19 protein-coding genes, 1 tRNA gene, 1 pseudogene and 2 riboswitches are annotated in these 18,069 nt (G+C 58.4%); of the genes and pseudogenes, 13 read left to right on the top strand and 8 right to left on the bottom strand.

Features of this window, described 5'->3' with window-relative positions:
* Positions 1-22 precede the first annotated feature (22 nt).
* The gene (locus tag Q1A63_RS03030; RefSeq protein WP_298969161.1) at positions 23-403 is read right to left on the bottom strand and encodes a DM13 domain-containing protein; all 381 of its coding nucleotides are present in this window, start codon (positions 401-403) and stop codon (positions 23-25) included.
* Positions 404-546: 143 nt separating this feature from the next.
* Between Q1A63_RS03030 and Q1A63_RS03025 the strand changes: the two genes are divergently transcribed.
* The gene (locus Q1A63_RS03025) at positions 547-1,140 is read left to right on the top strand and encodes a TetR/AcrR family transcriptional regulator (protein ID WP_298969159.1); all 594 of its coding nucleotides are present in this window, start codon (positions 547-549) and stop codon (positions 1,138-1,140) included.
* Here the strand turns inward: Q1A63_RS03025 and aroC are convergent.
* Positions 1,137-2,237, bottom strand: a complete 1,101-nt coding sequence (gene aroC, locus Q1A63_RS03020) for a chorismate synthase (protein ID WP_298969157.1) — start codon at positions 2,235-2,237, stop codon at positions 1,137-1,139. The genes Q1A63_RS03025 and aroC overlap by 4 nt on opposite strands.
* A gap of 92 nt (positions 2,238-2,329) precedes the next feature.
* Positions 2,330-2,431, top strand: a riboswitch (TPP riboswitch).
* Positions 2,432-2,465: 34 nt separating this feature from the next.
* Here aroC and Q1A63_RS03015 point away from each other — a divergent pair.
* Genes Q1A63_RS03015 through Q1A63_RS03005 form a run of 3 tightly spaced genes read left to right on the top strand, consistent with a single transcriptional unit; the run spans position 2,466 to position 5,657 of the window.
* Complete coding sequence (locus tag Q1A63_RS03015) at positions 2,466-3,446, top strand: thiamine ABC transporter substrate binding subunit (RefSeq protein ID WP_298969155.1); 981 nt, start codon at positions 2,466-2,468, stop codon at positions 3,444-3,446.
* Entirely contained in the window at positions 3,422-4,978 is a 1,557-nt protein-coding gene (locus Q1A63_RS03010) for a thiamine/thiamine pyrophosphate ABC transporter permease ThiP (protein ID WP_298969154.1), read from the top strand. The genes Q1A63_RS03015 and Q1A63_RS03010 overlap by 25 nt, the downstream gene beginning before the upstream one ends.
* The gene (locus tag Q1A63_RS03005; RefSeq protein ID WP_298969153.1) at positions 4,965-5,657 is read left to right on the top strand and encodes an ATP-binding cassette domain-containing protein; all 693 of its coding nucleotides are present in this window, start codon (positions 4,965-4,967) and stop codon (positions 5,655-5,657) included. Before Q1A63_RS03010 ends, Q1A63_RS03005 begins: the two co-directional genes overlap by 14 nt.
* On the opposite strand, the gene Q1A63_RS03000 is transcribed toward Q1A63_RS03005, so the two are convergent.
* On the bottom strand, positions 5,654-6,097 hold the full coding sequence (locus Q1A63_RS03000; RefSeq protein ID WP_298969151.1) for a 6,7-dimethyl-8-ribityllumazine synthase: 444 nt from the start codon (positions 6,095-6,097) through the stop codon (positions 5,654-5,656). The two genes, Q1A63_RS03005 and Q1A63_RS03000, sit on opposite strands and share 4 nt — an antisense overlap.
* A 74-nt stretch (positions 6,098-6,171) precedes the next feature.
* Positions 6,172-6,330: riboswitch (FMN riboswitch) on the bottom strand.
* 63 nt (positions 6,331-6,393) lie between these two features.
* Here Q1A63_RS03000 and Q1A63_RS02995 point away from each other — a divergent pair.
* The 5 genes from Q1A63_RS02995 (at position 6,394) to Q1A63_RS02975 (ending at position 10,579) form a co-directional block, all read left to right on the top strand.
* On the top strand, positions 6,394-7,026 hold the full coding sequence (locus Q1A63_RS02995; protein ID WP_298969149.1) for an FMN-binding negative transcriptional regulator: 633 nt from the start codon (positions 6,394-6,396) through the stop codon (positions 7,024-7,026).
* 39 nt (positions 7,027-7,065) lie between these two features.
* Positions 7,066-7,677 (top strand): glutathione S-transferase, encoded by a 612-nt coding sequence (locus Q1A63_RS02990; protein WP_298969578.1) that lies wholly within the window; start codon positions 7,066-7,068, stop codon positions 7,675-7,677.
* Between the two features lie 198 nt (positions 7,678-7,875).
* The gene (petA, locus tag Q1A63_RS02985) at positions 7,876-8,436 is read left to right on the top strand and encodes a ubiquinol-cytochrome c reductase iron-sulfur subunit (protein ID WP_298969147.1); all 561 of its coding nucleotides are present in this window, start codon (positions 7,876-7,878) and stop codon (positions 8,434-8,436) included.
* A 14-nt stretch (positions 8,437-8,450) separates the two neighbouring features.
* On the top strand, positions 8,451-9,779 hold the full coding sequence (petB, locus tag Q1A63_RS02980; RefSeq protein WP_298969145.1) for a cytochrome b: 1,329 nt from the start codon (positions 8,451-8,453) through the stop codon (positions 9,777-9,779).
* Positions 9,780-9,793: 14 nt separating this feature from the next.
* Positions 9,794-10,579 carry a cytochrome c1 gene (locus Q1A63_RS02975; protein ID WP_298969143.1) on the top strand — a complete coding sequence of 262 codons (786 nt, stop codon included), beginning with the start codon at positions 9,794-9,796 and terminating at the stop codon, positions 10,577-10,579.
* A gap of 433 nt (positions 10,580-11,012) precedes the next feature.
* Here Q1A63_RS02975 and Q1A63_RS02970 read toward each other — a convergent pair whose 3' ends face one another.
* From Q1A63_RS02970 to dapF, 5 genes are all read right to left on the bottom strand, one after another.
* On the bottom strand, positions 11,013-11,162 hold the full coding sequence (locus Q1A63_RS02970) for a hypothetical protein (protein ID WP_298969141.1): 150 nt from the start codon (positions 11,160-11,162) through the stop codon (positions 11,013-11,015).
* 127 nt (positions 11,163-11,289) lie between these two features.
* A complete protein-coding gene (locus Q1A63_RS02965) occupies positions 11,290-11,964 on the bottom strand; it encodes a Crp/Fnr family transcriptional regulator (protein WP_298969140.1) in 675 nt (224 codons plus the stop codon).
* 143 nt (positions 11,965-12,107) lie between these two features.
* Positions 12,108-12,467, bottom strand: coding sequence for an antibiotic biosynthesis monooxygenase (locus Q1A63_RS02960; RefSeq protein ID WP_298969138.1), 360 nt, complete (start codon positions 12,465-12,467; stop codon positions 12,108-12,110).
* A gap of 92 nt (positions 12,468-12,559) precedes the next feature.
* A complete protein-coding gene (mtaB, locus tag Q1A63_RS02955) occupies positions 12,560-13,813 on the bottom strand; it encodes a tRNA (N(6)-L-threonylcarbamoyladenosine(37)-C(2))-methylthiotransferase MtaB (RefSeq protein WP_298969136.1) in 1,254 nt (417 codons plus the stop codon).
* Complete coding sequence (gene dapF / locus Q1A63_RS02950; RefSeq protein ID WP_298969135.1) at positions 13,810-14,643, bottom strand: diaminopimelate epimerase; 834 nt, start codon at positions 14,641-14,643, stop codon at positions 13,810-13,812. Before dapF ends, mtaB begins: the two co-directional genes overlap by 4 nt.
* 106 nt (positions 14,644-14,749) lie before the next feature.
* Between dapF and Q1A63_RS02945 the strand changes: the two genes are divergently transcribed.
* From Q1A63_RS02945 to Q1A63_RS02930, 4 genes and pseudogenes are all read left to right on the top strand, one after another.
* Positions 14,750-14,825: transfer RNA gene (locus Q1A63_RS02945), tRNA-Lys, on the top strand.
* Between the two features lie 201 nt (positions 14,826-15,026).
* A complete protein-coding gene (locus Q1A63_RS02940; RefSeq protein ID WP_299630596.1) occupies positions 15,027-15,533 on the top strand; it encodes a metallophosphoesterase in 507 nt (168 codons plus the stop codon).
* Positions 15,534-15,613: 80 nt separating this feature from the next.
* A pseudogene (locus tag Q1A63_RS02935) lies at positions 15,614-15,849 on the top strand (transposase); the annotation flags it as partial.
* Between the two features lie 701 nt (positions 15,850-16,550).
* Positions 16,551-18,038, top strand: a complete 1,488-nt coding sequence (locus tag Q1A63_RS02930) for a LuxR C-terminal-related transcriptional regulator (RefSeq protein WP_298969133.1) — start codon at positions 16,551-16,553, stop codon at positions 18,036-18,038.
* Positions 18,039-18,069 lie beyond the last annotated feature (31 nt).

Here is an 18,069-nt window from a genome sequence, read left to right as displayed (position 1 = left end):
CGCGCCCGACCTTTCGTCACACTCAGTTCAAAGCGGCGACGCCAAGCGGCACCGAGAATTTCAGACACCAGATGTAGATTTCGTTGTAGTCTTCAATGTTCACGGAGGCGGGCACGGTATAGACTTGCTTGCCGTTCAGTTTTTGCAACACACCCAGATCGGCCTCAGGCGCGTAGCTGCCGTCCTTGCCAAAGGCGACGCGGGGGTCTGGCGCACCGTCCAGGGAGAAGTTTTCGTCCAGCGTGACCGTTGCCGTGCCGTCGGCGTTTTTGACGATGGTGACGCCACCGGTGGTGATGTGATCGCTCTTGCCGATAAAGCTGCCGGAAGTGCCCGCAGATGCGCCAAAGGTGGCAAGCATTGTAAGGCTCAAGGCGAGGAAAGCGTTGATGAGGATTTTCATGGGGTCGGTCTTTCTGTTTTGTGCGGTTGCAGTTGGTGATGCAGGCAAACTATGGTTTGGAACCGAGCAGTACAATACACGTCTGCGTGAGTTGTGTAACAATCAGTTCCGAACTATATCATGCCTATCGGAAGGAGACGCAGATGGCCCGACCCAGAGAATTCGACACGGATGATGCGATCAGGAAGGCGACAGCCGTTTTCTGGGAAAAGGGCTATCTTGACGCGTCCTTGCCTGACTTGCTGGAGGGCATGGGGTTGACCCGGGGCAGTCTTTACAAGGCTTTCAAGGACAAGAAGAACCTGTTCCTGCTGGTGCTCGCCCATTACGACGACGAAGCGGTAGGGGCGGCCAGGGCGCGTTTGACCAATGCATCCGTACCGGACGGTCGCGACCGAATTGTCAGCCTTTTCGCCGCCCTTTATGCCGCCGTGGCGGCAGGGGACACGCGCGGGTGTCTGCTGTGCTCAGCCGCCGCTGGATTTGAAATGTCGGACCCGGACATCGCGGCGGCGGTTGAAAAAGGGATGAGCGGTATTCGCGAAGGTCTGGAGGCGGCTTTACGTGCGTCGCCGGTGCATGCCGGCTTGCCGGAGGCGGAGCAGCGTGCGCTGGCCAACGTCCTGCTCACGCAATATATCGGACTGCGCGTGCTGGCCCGGTCCCGCATGCCGCTGGGCATTGTTGAGCAAAGTATCGAGAGCATCGCGCGGCTTCTGGACGTTGAAAGCACCTAGCCGATAAGCCCCTGATTTTCGCCAACCTGACCGCGGTGCAGCAACAGATGGTCCAGCAGAACGCAGGCCATCATCGCCTCACCCACCGGCACCGCCCGAATGCCGACACAGGGGTCATGCCGACCCTTGGTGATAATTTCAGTCTCTTCACCGGTTTTTGTGATCGTACGCCGTGTGGTCAGGATGCTGGAGGTGGGTTTCACCGCAAACCGTACCACGATGTCCTGTCCGGTGCTGATCCCGCCCAAGATGCCGCCCGCGTGGTTCGAGGAATAGATTGGCCCATCCGGCCCCATGGTGATTTCATCCGCATTCAACTCGCCCGTGAGCATGGCAGCGGACATGCCCTCGCCGATTTCCACGCCCTTGACGGCATTGATGCTCATAATCGCCGCCGCCAGATCGGTGTCGAGCTTGCCGTAGACAGGGGCGCCCAAACCAGCGGGCACACCCCGTGCGACAACTTCGATGATCGCACCCACGGAACTGCCGGATTTGCGCAACCCATCCAGATACCCGGCCCAGTCCTCCGCCGCCTTAACATCCGGCACCCAGAACGGGTTCTGATCAATCTGATCCCAATCAAACCGATCCCGGTCGATGGCATGCGGCCCCATCTGGGTCATATACCCCTTGATCTCGACGCCCGGGACAAGCGACGCAATCGCCGCGCGCGCAAGACCGCCCGCAGCAACGCGCGCCGCCGTTTCGCGCGCGCTTGACCGACCGCCGCCGCGATAATCGCGCACCCCGTACTTCTGGTAATAGGTGATATCCGCGTGACCCGGGCGGAACTTGTCCTTGATATCCCCGTAGTCTTTCGAGCGTTGATCCGTGTTCTCGATCATCAGCTGCACCGGCGTGCCTGTGGTCACCCCTTCGAACACACCTGACAGAATGCGCACCTCATCTGCTTCGCGGCGCTGCGTGGTGTATTTGTTCTGTCCCGGTTTGCGCTTGTCCATCCACTGCTGGATCATCGCCGCGTCAATCGCCACGCCGGGCGGGCAGCCATCTACCGTCGCGCCCAGGGCAGGCCCGTGGCTTTCCCCCCATGTGGTCACGCGGAAAAGATGGCCAAAACTGTTGATCGACATCGCAAACGCTCCTTTGCGACGGTGCTTAGCCGGGCGGGCCACCCGCCTCAAGAGCTTATCGCTTGCCAATCCCCGGGCGCGGCTTTAGGTCTGGGCATACCTCGGGGGGCCTTTCCGGCTGAGATGCGAACCATCGCGGACCCGTAGAACCTGAACCGGTTAAGACCGGCGGAGGGAAGGTGAGCTGATCATCCTCTCATCCGTTCGTCGCATTTGAAAGGATTGATCATGCGGAGAACCCTACTTGCCACAACGCTGCTGCTGGCCTCTCAGGCGGGGGCGGACACGCCCGTACTGACCGTCTATGCAGGCGACTATTTCACGTCGGAATGGGGCCCTGGCCCGATGATCGAAGCGGGGTTTGAAGAAACCTGTGACTGCGATCTGCAATTTGCTACTGGCGATCTATTGCCGCGCCTGCTGCTCGAAGGGGAGCGCACCAAGGCCGATGTGGTGATCGGTCTGACCTCCGATGTCACCGCCAAGGCCCGTGCCACCGGGCTCTTTGCGCCACACGGTCAGGACAATTCCGCCCTGACCCTGCCGATTGAGTGGACGGACGACACCTTCCTGCCCTTCAACTACGGCCACACAGCGTTTATTTATAATGAGACCACGATGGACGCGCCGCCCGCGAGCTTTGATGCGCTGCTGGAGATGGACGATGATGTGAAGCTGGTCATTCAGGATCCGCGCACATCGATCTCGGGTCTCGCACTGGTACTCTGGGTCGAGGCTGTTTACGGCGAAAAATCCGGTGAAGTCTGGACCAAACTTGCGCCGAAAATCCTGACTGTGACCAAGGACTGGTCCGCCAGCTACGGCATGTTCACCGATGGCGAGGTCGATATGGTGCTGAGCTACACCACCTCGCCCGCCTACCACATGTTCGCCGAAGAGGATTTCACCAAGAAGGCCGCGATCTTCCCGGAAGGTCACTACTTCATGGTCGAAACCGTGGGCAAGATTGCACAAACTCAGGAGCCTGAACTCGCCGACGCCTTCATGGCCTATGTGTTGTCGCAGGATTTTCAGCAAATGATCCCAACCGCGAACTGGTCGCTGCCCGCCGCCTTGCCCGAAGATCAATGGCCCGAAGGCTGGGCGCAACTGGCGCTGCCGGAAAAAGTCCTCTTCTACTCGGAAGAAGAGGCTGAAAGCCGCAAGGATCAGGCGATTGAGACATGGCGCAACGCGCTCAGCCAATAATCGGCACCACGGGGATCGCCGCGGGCGGCTTTGTCGTCGTGGCGGTCCTTTTGTCCTTTCTGGGCATCGGTCTGCGCGCGGAATTGGGGCGCGGCATCGAGCCCGCGGAATGGGCGGCAATACGGTTTACCCTGCAGCAGGCGGCCCTCTCCGCCCTGATATCCGTCGCCTGTGCGATTCCCCTGGCGCGTGCCCTGGCGCGGCGTCGCTTTGTGGGGCGCGGGGTGTTGATCACGCTGCTGGGTGCCCCCTTTATTCTGCCGGTCATCGTCGCCGTCTTGGGATTGCTTACCGTCTTTGGACGCACAGGGTGGGTCAATACAGCCTTTGAGGCAATTGGGTTGCCGACCCTGTCGATTTACGGGCTGCACGGTGTGGTTCTGGCCCATGTCTTCTTTAATCTCCCGCTGGCCACGCGGCTCCTGTTGCAGGGGTGGCAAAGCATTCCCGCAGAACGGTTTCGCCTGGCCGCGCAGCTCAACCTGCCGCCCCGTATGGTCCGCCGCACTCTGGAAGTGCCGTTGTTGGTGCAGGTTGTACCAGGGGCCGCGGCGTTGATCTTTGTCATCTGCCTGACCAGTTTCGCCGTCGCGTTGACGCTTGGGGGCGGACCGCGCGCGACAACCATTGAACTGGCGATCTATCAGGCGTTTCGCTTCGACTTCGATCTCGCGCGGGCCGCTCTCTTGTCATTTATTCAGCTGTTTCTGGCGGGCAGCGCGGCCCTTGTTGCGCTTTGGGTGATTCCCAACATTCCGCTGAGCGCCGGTCTTGACCGCGCGGTACGACGTTGGGATGCGCGCGGGGGTCTCCAATCGGCAATCGACGCCTGTGTAATCGCCTTGGGCAGCGCATTTCTGCTGCTGCCGCTTTTTGCGATCACGTTGGCGGGCGTGCAGGGTCTGCCGCAAATGCCCATCGGTGTCTGGAAAACAGCGGGGAATTCGCTGGGCGTGGCCATGCTCAGCATTGCCTTGCTCCTTGCCATCGCCCTGCCGATGGCGGGCTGGATCAGCACCCGGCGGGCAGGCGGCGCAGAGGCCATTGGTCTGATCGGCCTCTCCGCCTCGCCGCTGATGATCGGCACCGGTTGGTTCATCCTGATCAACCCGATTGCCGACCCGGTGCCGCTGGCCCTGCCGGTCACCGCGCTGATCAACGCCTTGATGGCCTTGCCCTTTGCCCTGCGCATACTTGTGCCACCGATGCGCGATGTGCTGACCACCTATGACCGTTTGTCGCGATCTTTGGGGTTGAACGGCTGGCCCGCGTGGCGGTGGCTGGTGCTGCCGCGGTTGCGGGCGCAGATCGGGTTTACCGCGGGGCTGACCGGCGCGCTGTCTGTCGGCGATCTTGGCGTGATTGCGCTTTTCGCTGATCCGGATCGTGCGACGCTGCCCTTGCAGATGTACCGATTGATGGGCGCTTACCGGACGGAGGCTGCCGCCGGTGCGGCTCTGCTGCTGTTGGCCATGGCGCTTGCGTTGTTCTGGGTTTTTGACAAAGCGGGGCGCTGGCATGCTGAGGCTTGAAGATGTCACCATTTCGCAGGGTGGTTTCCTGTTGCAAGCCGATTTCGAGGTTCAGCAAGGGCGCAAGACCGCTGTCATCGGCCCGTCGGGTGCCGGGAAGTCCACCTTGCTTGCGGCGCTTGGTGGTTTTCTGCCTTTGGGCGGCGGCAAGCTTTGGTGGAACGATGTCGACATCACCGATGCCACACCGGGTAAGCGCCCGATTGCGATGCTGTTTCAGGATAACAACCTGTTTCCGCATCTCTCTATCGCCAAGAATATCGGGTTGGGCATCCGGCCCGACCTGAAGCTCACACCGGAGGATCATCTGAGGGTGGAACAGGCCCTGAAGCGCGTCGGCCTGGCGGGTATGGCCGACCGCAAACCCGGTGAACTCTCCGGCGGTCAGCAAAGCCGCGCGGCACTGGCGCGGGTATTGGTGCAGGATCGACCCGTTGTCTTGCTGGACGAGCCCTTCGCAGCGCTCGGCCCCGCATTGCGCCATGAAATGCTCGATCTTGTGCATGACCTCAGCGAGGAGGCCAATGCCACCTTGCTGATGGTCACGCATGATCCGCAGGATGTGCGCCGCATTGCCGATGACGTGATTTTTGTCGAAGGCGGTCGGGCGGCGGCACCGCAACCGGCGGGCGCTCTGTTGGAGAACCCGCCGCCTGCCTTGCAGGCCTATCTGGGCTAGGCTGCTTTTGCCTGCAACCCCTCGCGCGCTTTGAGAATGCCAAGCGCTGCAGCCGCCGCCTCTTTGCCTTTGGTGACAAAATGGTCGCGGTAGATGGCAGTGTGGTGATCGGTTTCCTGATAGTTATGTGGCGTGAGCGACACCGACAACACGGGCACGCCCGTCTCAAGGCCGGCGCGCATCAGCCCGTCAACCACGCTCTGGGCCACAAAATCATGCCGGTAGATGCCACCGTCCACCACAAAGGCGGCGCATATCACCGCGCTGTACTGCCCCGATGCCGCAAGGTCGCGCGCCATCAACGGCATTTCAAAGGCGCCCGGCACGTCAAAAACATCCACCTGCGCGGGGGAAATGGTCTGGGTAAAGCCGTCATAGGCGCGGTCCACGATATCAGCGTGCCACTGCGCTTTGACAAAGGCGAAACGGGTGTGTGTCATAGTGATCTCCTTTAGGTTCAGACACGTCCACCCAAGGCGATCACGATTGCGCACGGGCCAAGACCCGCGTGCATCCGCATTCTCTTTCATCCGGACTGTGACCGTCGGCTCTGGCGTCTCACCAGATCTGCTTGACCAAGGGGGTTCCCACCGGAAATCCCTTGCGCTCGCGGGCTCGCAGCGCAAGGCTGCATACCGCCGGTGGGGAATTTCACCCCGCCCTGAGAATGCCGCCAGCTTGCCAATCTGTATCAAAGCCTGCAAGAGAAAATACGACACATCGCAAAGGCAAAACGATGCACCCGAATCCGATTTTCCACACCCAAGAAGATGACGCCAATCTGGCCTATGCACGGGAGCGCGCCTTTGGTGTTCTGGCGGCAAGTGGCGCAGATGGGCCGTGGATGTCGCACATTCCGTTTCTGCTGGATGAGGATGGCCAGACCCTTTGGCTGCACTTGCTGCGCTCCAACCCCATTGCACGTGCCTTGAAAGCAGCACCCTTGCCTGCCCGGATCGCCGTTTCCGGTCCTGACAGCTATGTCTCGCCCGATTGGTACGGCGTGGATGATCAGGTCCCGACCTGGAACTACATCGCTGTGCATGTGACGGGGACGCTGGAGGTGCGGCCACAGGAAGAATTGCATGACCTGCTGGATTGCCAATCGGCGTTCTTCGAAGACCGGCTGCTGCCGAAACCTCCCTGGACCCCGTCAAAGATGTCGGAGGGTGTGATGGAGAAGATGATGCGCGCCATCGTGCCCTGCCGGATGTCGGTCACGGGCGTTGATGGCACCTGGAAACTCAACCAGAACAAACCCGACGCGGTGCGCCTGCAGGCCGCCGATCATGTGGAAGCCTACGGTCAGGGCACGGATCTGGCGGTGCTGGCGGCTCTGATGCGCGGCGCCAATAGACAGGGCGGTTAGCTCTGTTAGGGTCGCGACCGAATCGTGAAAGGAAATCCCCTGAAGCTGTTTCATTCCTCGGCGTCCCCGTTCGTGCGCAAAGTTGTTGTCCTGCTGCATGAGTTGGACAAAGCAGATGACGTTGAACTGCTCGATGTCGCATCGACGGCCTTTGCGTCGGATGATGCCTTGGCGGCCAGCAACCCCTTGGCCAAACTGCCATCCCTTGTGCGCGACAACGGCACCACGCTCTATGACAGCCGGGTGATCACCGCGTTTCTCAACGATCTTTATGGCGGCAACATGTACCCGACCGGCACGTCTCGATGGGAGACATTGACGCTTGAAGCCACCGGCGACGGTATCATGGATGCGGCGGTTTCCATGTCCTATGAGGCGCGCCTGCGTCCGGCGGAGATGCAATATGGCGACTGGATCGAAGCCCAATGGGCGAAGGTTGCGCGGGCCGTTTCAGTGCTGAATGCGCGTTGGATGAGCCATCTGTCCGGCCCCATGGACATGGGCCACATCTCGGTCGGTTGCGCTTTGTCCTACGTCGATTTTCGCCACGGCGCGCGCAATTGGCGCAAGGGCAACGAGGCCCTGGCAGCATGGCACGCCGAATTTGATTCGCGCGCCTCAATGCATGCGACAAAACCGCCAGAAGCCTAGAAACCGCCAAAGCTTAACCGAATCGACGCGGGTTGCGCCTAGAAATCGCGGCTGCCGGGCATGCCTGCGACCGTTTGCGCGCGTTTGATCACTGGACGGCGCGTCAGCACGACGCTACATACCCGCATGAGTGTGGCTGCTATTTTGCGGCCGATCTGTCTTTTGGCCGATCACCGGCCCCGGAAATGGAGTAAACCCGTGTCCCACGCAGAAGATCACGAAGGCACCCGGAGGGATTTCCTTTATTACGCCACGGCTGGTGCTGGTGCTGTTACCGCAGGTGCCGCGATTTGGCCTCTGGTCCATCAAATGAACCCCTCTGCTGACGTGCGCGCCCTGTCATCCATTCGCGTTGACGTGAGCGATGTCGAGCCAGGCACGCAACTGACCGTGAAATGGCTGGGCAAGCCGGTGTTCATCCGCCGCCGGACCGAGGAAGAGATCGCGGCGGCGCGTGACGTTGCCCTTTCCGATCTGCCGGATCAGGGTGCGGAAAACGCGAATATCGCCGCGGATGCCGATGCCTCCGACGAGAACCGCGCATTGGATGAGACCGGTGAATGGCTGGTGATGATGGGTGTCTGTACGCACCTTGGCTGCGTGCCCCTGGGCGACGCGGGTGATTTTGGCGGATGGTTCTGCCCCTGCCACGGGTCGCACTACGATACCGCAGGACGCATTCGCAAAGGGCCGGCACCCACCAACCTGCCGGTGCCAACAGCAGAATTCGTGGACGAAACCACGATCAAATTGGGTTAAGGGAGAAATCTGATATGGCTGGAATTCCTCACGACCATTACGAACCAAAGTCCGGGGGCGAGAAGTGGCTGCACAGCCGTCTCCCCGTTGTTGGCCTGCTTTATGACACGCTGATGATCCCGACCCCCAAGAACCTGAACTGGATGTGGATCTGGGGCATTGTTCTGACCTTCTGTCTGGCACTGCAAATCGTCACCGGTATCGTGCTGGCCATGCACTATACGCCGCATGTGGATATGGCTTTCGCCTCCGTTGAGCACATCATGCGCAACGTGAATGGCGGTTATATGCTGCGCTACATGCACGCCAACGGCGCGTCGCTCTTCTTTATTGCGGTCTATGCTCATATTTTCCGCGGTCTCTACTACGGGTCCTACAAGGCCCCGCGCGAGATCACATGGATCATCGGCATGCTGATCTATCTGATGATGATGGGCACCGCCTTTATGGGCTACGTGCTGCCATGGGGACAAATGTCCTTCTGGGGTGCGACCGTGATCACCGGCCTCTTCGGCGCGATCCCCTTTGTGGGGGAGAGCATCCAGACCTGGCTGCTGGGCGGACCTGCGGTAGATAACGCCACGCTGAACCGTTTCTTCTCGTTGCACTACCTGTTGCCCTTCGTGATTGCGGGCCTTGTGATCGTGCACATCTGGGCCTTCCACACCACCGGCAATAACAACCCTACGGGCGTTGAAGTGCGCCGTTCCTCGAAAGAAGAAGCTGAGAAAGACACACTGCCGTTCTGGCCCTATTTCGTGATCAAGGACCTGTTCGCGCTGGCGGTGATCCTGGCTGTGTTCTTTGCGGTGGTGGGCTTCATGCCAAACTACCTGGGCCACCCGGATAACTACATCGAGGCTAATGCTCTGGCGACGCCTGCACACATCGTGCCAGAATGGTACTTCCTGCCGTTCTACGCGATCCTGCGGGCCTTCACGAGCGAGGTCTGGGTGGTACAGATTGCGTCCTTCCTGACCGCGGGCATCATCGACGCCAAGTTCTTCGGCGTTCTGGCGATGTTCGGTGCGATTGCGGTGATGGCGCTGGCGCCTTGGCTGGACACATCCTCCGTGCGCTCGGGCCGGTATCGCCCGATGTTCAAATGGTGGTTCGCCCTGTTGGTCGTCGATTTCTTCGCGCTGATGTGGCTGGGTGCCATGCCTGCGGAAGAACCCTACGCGACCTTCTCACTGATCGCCTCGGCCTACTGGTTCGCGTATTTCCTCGTGATCCTGCCGCTGCTGGGCGTGGTTGAGAAACCGCTCGCAAGCCCGGATACGATCGAAGAGGACTTCACCGCGCACTATCCGAAGTCTTCCGACGGCACGCCCGCTGAATAAAGGACCAGATGATCATGTTCAGAACACTTACACTTAGTGCTGTGGCGGCTTTCGGGCTGGCCACCGCGGGTTTGGCGGCTGGTGGCGAAGGCCATGTTGAGGACTTTGATTTCTCCTTCGAAGGCCCATTCGGTAAATATGACCAGAACCAGCTGCAACGCGGCCTTCAGGTCTATACTGAGATTTGCTCTGCCTGCCACGGGCTGAAATTTGTGCCGATCCGGTCGCTGTCTGAGGAAGGCGGCCCATCGCTGCCAGAAGATCAGGTGCGCGCCTACGCGGAGAACTTCGAAGTCTTTGACGCAGAGCTTGATGATTTCCGCCCGGCCCTCCCCGCGGATCACTTCCCGGCCTCCGGGTTGGAGAATGCGCCGGACCTCAGCCTGATGGCCAAGGCGCGTGCGGGTTTCCACGGACCTTACGGCTTGGGCATCAACCAGTTCTTCAAAGGGATCGGCGGTGCTGAATACATCGCGTCCCTGCTGACCGAATACACCGGTGAGGAGAGAGAAGAGGCCGGTGTGACGCTTTATGAGAACAAAGCGTTTCCGGGCGGCTGGATCTCCATGGCCCCGCCGCTTTACGGCGAGGACGTCGAATTTGCCGATGGTCACGCCAATGACCTGCACCACATTGCCGAAGACGTATCCGCGTTTCTGATGTGGACGGCCGAGCCCAAGATGATGGCGCGGAAACAGGCCGGGTTTGTCGGCGTTGTTTTCCTGACCCTGCTGTCGGTTCTGCTTTACCTGACCAACAAGCGTCTCTGGGCGCCGGTGAAGGGCAAGAAAACCCTCTAACACTCACCGCTACTGTTGAAATTAAAAAAACCCCCCGTGCATCTGCGCGGGGGGTTTCCTGTCTGCACCTTCAGTCACAAAGGCTAATGACAGACCCTGGGGAGAGTCAGAATAGGGGGGTCCAAGGGTTCACGGTTAATCGGCAGCGTAAGCATCTTTTGCCGTGATCTCTTTCCTGTCCCTGATCGTTACAATGTCTTGATTTACCAGATCGTGTGCCTTGCAATCCAAGGCGATTACTTTTTACCGGTCACCACTAATAAGTTTAGAATAGATTAATGTAGAATCGTTGTATGTGAACTGGATCACATTCGTCGCATTTGCTGGCTCTTTTGATGCCTGAGCCGCCTTATTTGCCGCTCCCAATTTGGCCTCAGACACGACAGAGCCAATCCGGATTGAAAGCTTGACAGCAACAGACATCGATCAACCCTCAGAACCGGTTCTTGGTCTTGTCGACCATCGATTGAGCCACCCGAAATTCGCGGTCCGCCTCCAGCAGCCATGCAATCACGGCCTTTACCCGGGAGGTGTTCGGAGTGGTTCGCATGCGATCCATCTCAAATCTATGTTCATGTTCCATTTCGCAGCCCCTTTTGCGTGTCTGGTCCAGAAAATACTGGTCGTTAGGTTCGGGCAAAGCGCCCTTCAATGCACCTAACATGACGCAAAATCGAATCGGGGTCTGTGAAACCGATCACATGTCGGCGTTAAATTTGATGTAGATCCGCCATGACCTGCAGGGCTTCACGGTCCAGTACCTGCACACCGCCCCGCGTCGCCTCGATCACACCTGCCCGTTTCCACAGGGCGAGCGTCTTTGAAACGGCTTCACGGGTCGCGCCCACGAACTCGGCCAGTTCCGATTGCGACAGGGTCAACATCGAAAGCTGCTCGGATCCGGCCACGGTCAGATAGAGGATTTTGCGGGCCAGACGGGCGGGCATTGGCAGAAAGACCTGCTCATTTAGCTGGCTGCTCATCCAGCGCATGCGTTCACCGGCGAGTTGGATCATATCAATGCCGAGATCGGGCGCCTCGCGGATCGCCCGCAGCATATCTGCGTTTTTGACACCGCGCAGCCGTGTGGGCTCCAAAGCCGTGACGGTGGCCGTTCGTGTGCCGGGGTCGAAAAGGGCAATCTCGCCAAACAGGGCACCGGGGCGCATCACGTCCAGAGACAGCTTGCGCCCCTCACGCGACAGGACGCTGAATTCCAGCGAGCCCGAGATGATCGCATAAAGCGTGTCCCCGTCATCGCCCTGCTCAAACAGCACTTCGCCTTCGGAAAGCTGGACCTCGGTTGCGACCGAGGCCATCAGATCGGAAAGGTCTTTGGAGGCATGTGCCAAGAACCCGGTATTCGGCAGCAATACAGTATCCATCTCACCCTCTCCAGTTCCGGCCACTCAGCAGTCATGGCCGCTCAAAGTAACTTGTCAGACACGCAGTTTCAATCAAAACGGGCACAGCCGGTTAACCGTCTGCGTGTAACCTATGGGATTTGGAATGGTTAACCAGTGGGGCTTTACCTGTGAAAGCCGCCAATACGTGTGTCGAAAGTTGCCCCAAGCTCAGAAAGTGCGGATCGAACCGTGTCATTGGCAGGGCCATACACCGTGAACCGAACCGGGGCAAAGGTTTTGAAGAACCTTTCAGCAAAATGGGTACCGAAGTTTCCCAGATGCGTCATGAGCGCGTCACTGTCCGCATAGCGCTCCAGCACAGTGCAGCGTGATTTGTCTTCCGTCAGATAGTATTCGTATGTGAGCGCCCCCGGCTCATTCTCCCGGGTCGCTATAACCATTTCACTGATCAGTGGTAAAACAGCCTCGGACATGCCGTCCTGGACATCCATTTCCAGGACCCATTCGATGTGATCGCTCAAAGTACCTCTCCCACAAGGTAGGCTCAGAGTAGCGACCCGTGCCGGTATTTGTCACGGCTTTTCTAAAATAGCTGAGTTTGGCGATCCCGCGATCAGGCCAGCAACCTTGTCTGATCATGCCCTGTAATCGGCACCTGGACGATGCTTCCCTCTTGCTGAGGCGTAGAAAACCGCACCTCGCAAAACTGCTCTGTCCGGCCCATGGTCGGGCTTTCCATCAATATCCTGTGGCTGTGTCCGACCTGCTTTTCCAGATGCCGCTGTACCTGCGCGGCACCTGTTTGCCGCAAGCGGGCCGCACGCGCCTTGATGGCCTTGCCGTCTACGGCTGGCATGCGCGCGGCGGGCGTACCGGGGCGCGCAGAATAGGGGAACACATGCAGCCACGTCAGATCACATGCCTCCACCAGAGCCAGAGAGTTCTGAAACATGGCTTCGGTCTCGGTCGGGAAACCCGCGATGATATCCGCGCCAAAGGTCATTTCCGGGCGCAGCCTGCGTGCCTCCTGCGCAAAAAGGATGGCATCCTGTCGTAGATGCCGCCGCTTCATCCGTTTGAGGATCATGTCATCGCCGTGTTGCAGCGACAGATGCAGATGCGGCATGAGCCGTGGTTCCGTGGCAATGGCCTGCATCAGGTTATCATCCACTTCGATGCTGTCGATGGAGCTGATCCGCAACCGCGGCAAATCCGGCACCAGTTTGAGGATCCGCATAACAAGGTCCCCCAGTTTCGGCTCGGACGGTAAATCCGCGCCCCAACTGGTCAGGTCGACGCCCGTCAAAACCACTTCGTTATAGCCTGTGTCAACGAGCCGTTTGATCTGATCCACAACAACACCGGCGGGCACTGATCGCGAATTGCCACGCCCGTAGGGAATGATGCAGAAGGTGCAGCGATGATCGCAGCCGTTCTGCACCTGGACATAGGCCCTGCTGCGGGTCCCAAAACCATCGATCAGGTGGCCTGCGGTCTCGGTCACCGACATGATGTCGTCGACCTGTACGGTCTCGGTGTCACCGATGAAATCCGCAGCGAGCCCCTGCCATGTCGCGCCCTGCATCTTTTCGGCATTGCCGATCACCGCATCGACCTCGGCCATTTGGGCGAAGGTGTCCGGTTCCGTCTGCGCCGCGCAGCCGGTCACGATCAACCGCGCACCCGGGTGTGCACGCCGCAGTTTCCGAATGTCCTGACGGGCTTTGCGAACCGCTTCGGCCGTCACCGCACAGGTGTTGACCACCACGGCGTTCTCCAGGCCCGCAGCGGTTGCCAGTTCTTTCATGGCTTCGGTTTCATAGGCATTCAGACGGCAGCCCATGGTGGAAAAGACGGGCGCGTTCATGTCAGACCAGCCAGAAAAGCAGATGTCAGGGTGCCGGAGAAAACATGTGTCGTCGGGCCCGTCATCCAGACACCGTCATCGCGCCAATCCACGTGGAGCGTGCCACCATCCAGATCGATCTGAACGGACCGACCGGCGAGGCCACGGCGCGCGGCAGCGACAGCCGTGGCGCAGCTTGAAGAGCCGGAAGCCAAGGTAATGCCGACCCCGCGCTCCCACACCCGCATACGGATGTGATCATCCCCGATGATTTGCGCGACCTGAACATTGGTGCGTTCAGGATAGAGCGGATGGTTTTCGTGGGTCGCGCCGAAGGTGGCCAGATCGACCGCATCAACATCATCGACAAAGAAGGTACAGTGCGGATTGCCCATACCGGTCGCCACCGGCGTGCCGTCGATTGGCAACGAAAGCGTGTCCATCTCATGCGCCAGCGGGATATCCGCCCAATCGAATTGAGGGTGGCCCATGTTCACGGATGTCAGGCCATCGCCTGCGTCTTCGGCGGTGAGAATTCCGCGTTCGGTGATCAGTCGCAATGAACTCTGCCCGGTTTCCTGCATCACATGCCTGGCGATGCACCGCGTGGCATTCCCGCAAGCGCCGGAAACGGATCCGTCGGCATTGTAAAACTTCAAATGGAGATCATCGGCCTCATTTGTCATGATCGCCAACTGGTCGAAGCCCACGCCTCTATGCCGGTCGCCCAGAGCCTGTGCCAGCGCCGGGGTCACGTCGATTTCCCGCGCACGCGCGTCCAGAACGACAAAGTCGTTTCCCAGCCCATGCATCTTCATGAAGGGCAAACCGGTATGATCCACTTTGGTCATTTCGCGCGTATAAGCCGATGCGGCAGAACTATCCAGTATGTCCTTGCGAAAACACTGAATAAGGGCTTGACCCTTACGCACCACCTTTCTAAGTAAGCGCTCTAGTGGGCCGTTAGCTCAGTTGGTAGAGCAACTGACTTTTAATCAGTGGGTCGCAGGTTCGAATCCTGCACGGCTCACCACTGAAACACCAGTGTCATTTACTCATAAGAGTGCGGATTTGGCGCTTTGGCCAGTATCGCTGAAGACAGCGTTGTGGCCTGACATCTCCGATGTTGCAGCCTGGGTATGACCAGCTATCCTCCGAACAAATCAGGGAAACTCGGATAGCAGCCATGGCTCACTGATACACTGCTGATACGCACTTCGGTCATGAGAACGTCATGAAGTTCTGTGATCGCCCCTTTTCCTCCGTGGAGGAGATGGATGCCATCTTGATCGCGAACATGTGCGAGAGGGTTCACGAGGATGACGATCTCTGGATCATCGGGGACTTTGCTTTCGGCCTAAGGTCAAAGGATGCTGGCTACCTTAAGGGGATATTCGATCAGTTGCCGGGCGCTCGAAAGCACTTGATCGTTGGGAACCATGATCGCGAACCGACGTTAAGGCTGCCGTGGGATACTGTGTCTCCACTTGTAGAGCTCCGTGACGGCCCGCTCAAGCAGTCCAATACGCTTTGCCACTACCCCATGATCACATGGAACCATGCCCGACGTAGCGCCATTCAAATGTTTGGTCACGTTCACAACAACTGGCTTGGTTCGAGAAACTCTGTGAACCTCCGGGGCGACGTTTGGGATTTTACGCCCGTCCTATTCGATGATGTCTCTGCTCGAGCCTTGGAGTTGCCTGAGAACTTGCATTGGAACGACGTTGAGCCAAGGTGAGGGCGTATTTTGTTGAGAAAGTCTTCTTTGATTGGTGCACTAACCGCTGATTCAATTCTTTCTGTAGGGAGGGATTGGCGATGTTGGGACCGAGGCAAGAGGCGCAAGCTGCGCTGTTCTACGAGTTCTCGCTGGAAGACCATGTTCCCAAGATCACCTGTTGCGGCCGATTGATCGCTTCGTCGACCTGAGCAGTATTCGGACGCATCTTGCGGAGTTCTACAACCACACAGGCCGTCCTTCAGTCGATCCTGAGCTTTTGATCCGCATGCTTCTTGTTGGCTACTGCTTCGGAATTCGGTCCGAACGGCGGCTGTCTAATTAGCCTAAACTGTCCCATTAGAGATGACGTTAGACAGAATGCGCACCGCGTTTTTTTTGAACTGCAAAGCGACACACTTCCTTTCGAAAAGTTCCAAACTGCTGTCGGCGCTGTAAGGCTAAAATATTGAATTATAAATATATAATGAAATTCTAGGAGCCAAACTTCGTGTCATCTTACATAAATAATATCACTAACTTGGCGCGCGGTAACTTGTTGCCCGCCCTGTCGTTGTGTTGCTGGGGGACGAAGCGCTGCGTTTTGACTTGATTCAAGGTACTATGAATTCACGTCTGTTGGTCGCCGTACACGCTGAACCGTTCCACCCGACATATGACAAAACCTGACAATACGAGCTCAGCATATTCTACTGACGCTAGGACGGGCTTGGCCTGGTCACAACAGCTGTTCTGCGCAGCGGGCGGATCTAACCAGTGTCCGCTGTGAGCCCAAAGCAACGCATGCTTCACAACTCGCTAGTGTCCGCTGTGGGGCACCCGCTAATTCCACGACTAACGTTTCAAACCAATATTTTGAAATCGCTTCGACCCATCGGCGCACTCGCGGCAATTCTTCGATCAGCCGACGACGCACATAGGTTCAAGATCGATACCTCTTGATGGACATAGTCTTGCGGTTTGCGGCCGGTATCCGATCACCTTGAAAAACCCTGCCACTCCGAGTCTACTGCCAGCATGCCGGCAGCTGACGCATCAGAGGCTCGTAAAGAGTTCATCAGGGGTGGCGGGCTTATTTACCCGTTTCGCCACGGATACGCCAAGCTTGCGCATCTCCTCGACAAGTTGCAGCCCGATGAGTGGCGTCAGGACGAGGCAGTGCTAGGCGGTCTGGTCATGCACCTTTTGAAGTCCGGTCAGGCCTCCCGCGCGAAATCCTATTTGCATGCTGTCAACTTGGAGTTTGAGAAGACCTACCAGTTCGAGTTACTGGATTTGTTGCTGGCCCTTCATCTTGGTGAACCTGTCAGCGACAACAAACTTGCGTCATGGCGCAGGCTGGAACGCGCCCTGCCGATCTCGAACGCATTACTACAGGGGCTCTATTATAACGCCATGATGGCGATGCTTGTGCGCCTGCTGCGGCTGGAGGACGCTCGGGTGGCCGGTCAGCAGGCGATTTCGTGCTACCGCGAGGATGGTCACTCCTATCTGGAGCACTTCATTCATATCCATCTGGCTGATCTCGATGTCGTGGACGGTCGATTGCGGCGCGCGGCGCGCGGGCTGCGGACGGCGGAGCGGTGTCTGGAAGTGTCTCGCACCCGATACGGAAACGAAGAAGAGGTCATTGAGGTCATCCGCCTGGCAATCGAGTATGAGCGCGGAAATCTGGAACGCGTCCGGCAACGCGCGCCCGATCTGCGCAACAGCCTGTTGACCGGCGACAGTTGGTCAGAGCTTTTCTACCAGCTGGCGCGCATCGGTGTCATGAGCACCTATTTCCTGGAAGGTCGGCAGGCCGCGCAGATTGAGCTTGAGACATATCAGGCCGATTATGCCCGCCGTCACAGCGGCGCCCCGCTCACCATTGATGTGCTGCAGGCGCAGGTATCGCATCTTGAATGGCATCCCAACGAAGCCGAGCGGCAGCTTGAGGCACTTGATGCCGCCCCGATCCACAGTTCGATTGGTCAAATTGTTCGGGATGAGCTGCAAACCGCATTGCGTCTCAAGGAGCCTGCCCCCTCCGCCACGCCAAGAGGTGCCATTGTGGCTGCGCTTCAAGATGCGCAACGCGTGCGCGGGAAACTTCGACGACAGCATATCGAACGCGCGATGAGGTTGGCGCTGGAGGAACGGCAGATCGCGCCGTTTATCGAACACAGGGACGTTTTTCTGGGCGCAAGTGCGCGCATGACCTCCGGCCAATTCCTGCGTGGCAACATCCCCCTGTCTCGTCTGGCCAGACAAATTGTACGGGCCGTCGAGCAAAGCTATGTGGTGCCTGAAGAACTAAAGGCTCTAGGCTTTAACAGCCGGCAATACCGAGTCGCCGCAGCACTGCAATCGGGCTCATCTAACAAGCAGGTTGCCCGACAATTGGGCATTTCGGAGGCAACGGTGAAGTATCATTTGACATCCGTGTACCGACTGGCGGGTGTTTCGAATAGAATTCAACTTATTGATTTAATGTCAAATTTAGAAGCTTTTCAGTATTTCTAGACTTTTTAGATCAGTATTCGACTAAATTCTG

The organism is uncultured Roseobacter sp. (assembly GCF_947499265.1).
GTDB lineage: Bacteria > Pseudomonadota > Alphaproteobacteria > Rhodobacterales > Rhodobacteraceae > Roseobacter.
Note: the sequence above shows the minus strand (reverse complement) of the source record. Positions and strands in the feature narration are given on the sequence as shown.

Coding starts and splice junctions, on each gene's coding strand:
- Q1A63_RS02930 (WP_298969133.1), top strand. CDS start 16,551: ATGCCGGCAGCTGACGCATCAGAGGCTCGTAAAGAGTTCATCAGGGGT.
- Q1A63_RS02940 (WP_299630596.1), top strand. CDS start 15,027: ATGAAGTTCTGTGATCGCCCCTTTTCCTCCGTGGAGGAGATGGATGCC.
- mtaB (WP_298969136.1), bottom strand. CDS start 13,813: ATGAACGCGCCCGTCTTTTCCACCATGGGCTGCCGTCTGAATGCCTAT.
- Q1A63_RS03010 (WP_298969154.1), top strand. CDS start 3,422: ATGGCGCAACGCGCTCAGCCAATAATCGGCACCACGGGGATCGCCGCG.
- Q1A63_RS03005 (WP_298969153.1), top strand. CDS start 4,965: ATGCTGAGGCTTGAAGATGTCACCATTTCGCAGGGTGGTTTCCTGTTG.
- Q1A63_RS03015 (WP_298969155.1), top strand. CDS start 2,466: ATGCGGAGAACCCTACTTGCCACAACGCTGCTGCTGGCCTCTCAGGCG.
- Q1A63_RS03030 (WP_298969161.1), bottom strand. CDS start 403: ATGAAAATCCTCATCAACGCTTTCCTCGCCTTGAGCCTTACAATGCTT.
- Q1A63_RS03000 (WP_298969151.1), bottom strand. CDS start 6,097: ATGACACACACCCGTTTCGCCTTTGTCAAAGCGCAGTGGCACGCTGAT.
- Q1A63_RS02965 (WP_298969140.1), bottom strand. CDS start 11,964: ATGGATACTGTATTGCTGCCGAATACCGGGTTCTTGGCACATGCCTCC.
- petB (WP_298969145.1), top strand. CDS start 8,451: ATGGCTGGAATTCCTCACGACCATTACGAACCAAAGTCCGGGGGCGAG.
- aroC (WP_298969157.1), bottom strand. CDS start 2,237: ATGTCGATCAACAGTTTTGGCCATCTTTTCCGCGTGACCACATGGGGG.
- Q1A63_RS02970 (WP_298969141.1), bottom strand. CDS start 11,162: ATGGAACATGAACATAGATTTGAGATGGATCGCATGCGAACCACTCCG.
- Q1A63_RS03025 (WP_298969159.1), top strand. CDS start 547: ATGGCCCGACCCAGAGAATTCGACACGGATGATGCGATCAGGAAGGCG.
- Q1A63_RS02995 (WP_298969149.1), top strand. CDS start 6,394: ATGCACCCGAATCCGATTTTCCACACCCAAGAAGATGACGCCAATCTG.
- dapF (WP_298969135.1), bottom strand. CDS start 14,643: ATGACCAAAGTGGATCATACCGGTTTGCCCTTCATGAAGATGCATGGG.
- Q1A63_RS02975 (WP_298969143.1), top strand. CDS start 9,794: ATGTTCAGAACACTTACACTTAGTGCTGTGGCGGCTTTCGGGCTGGCC.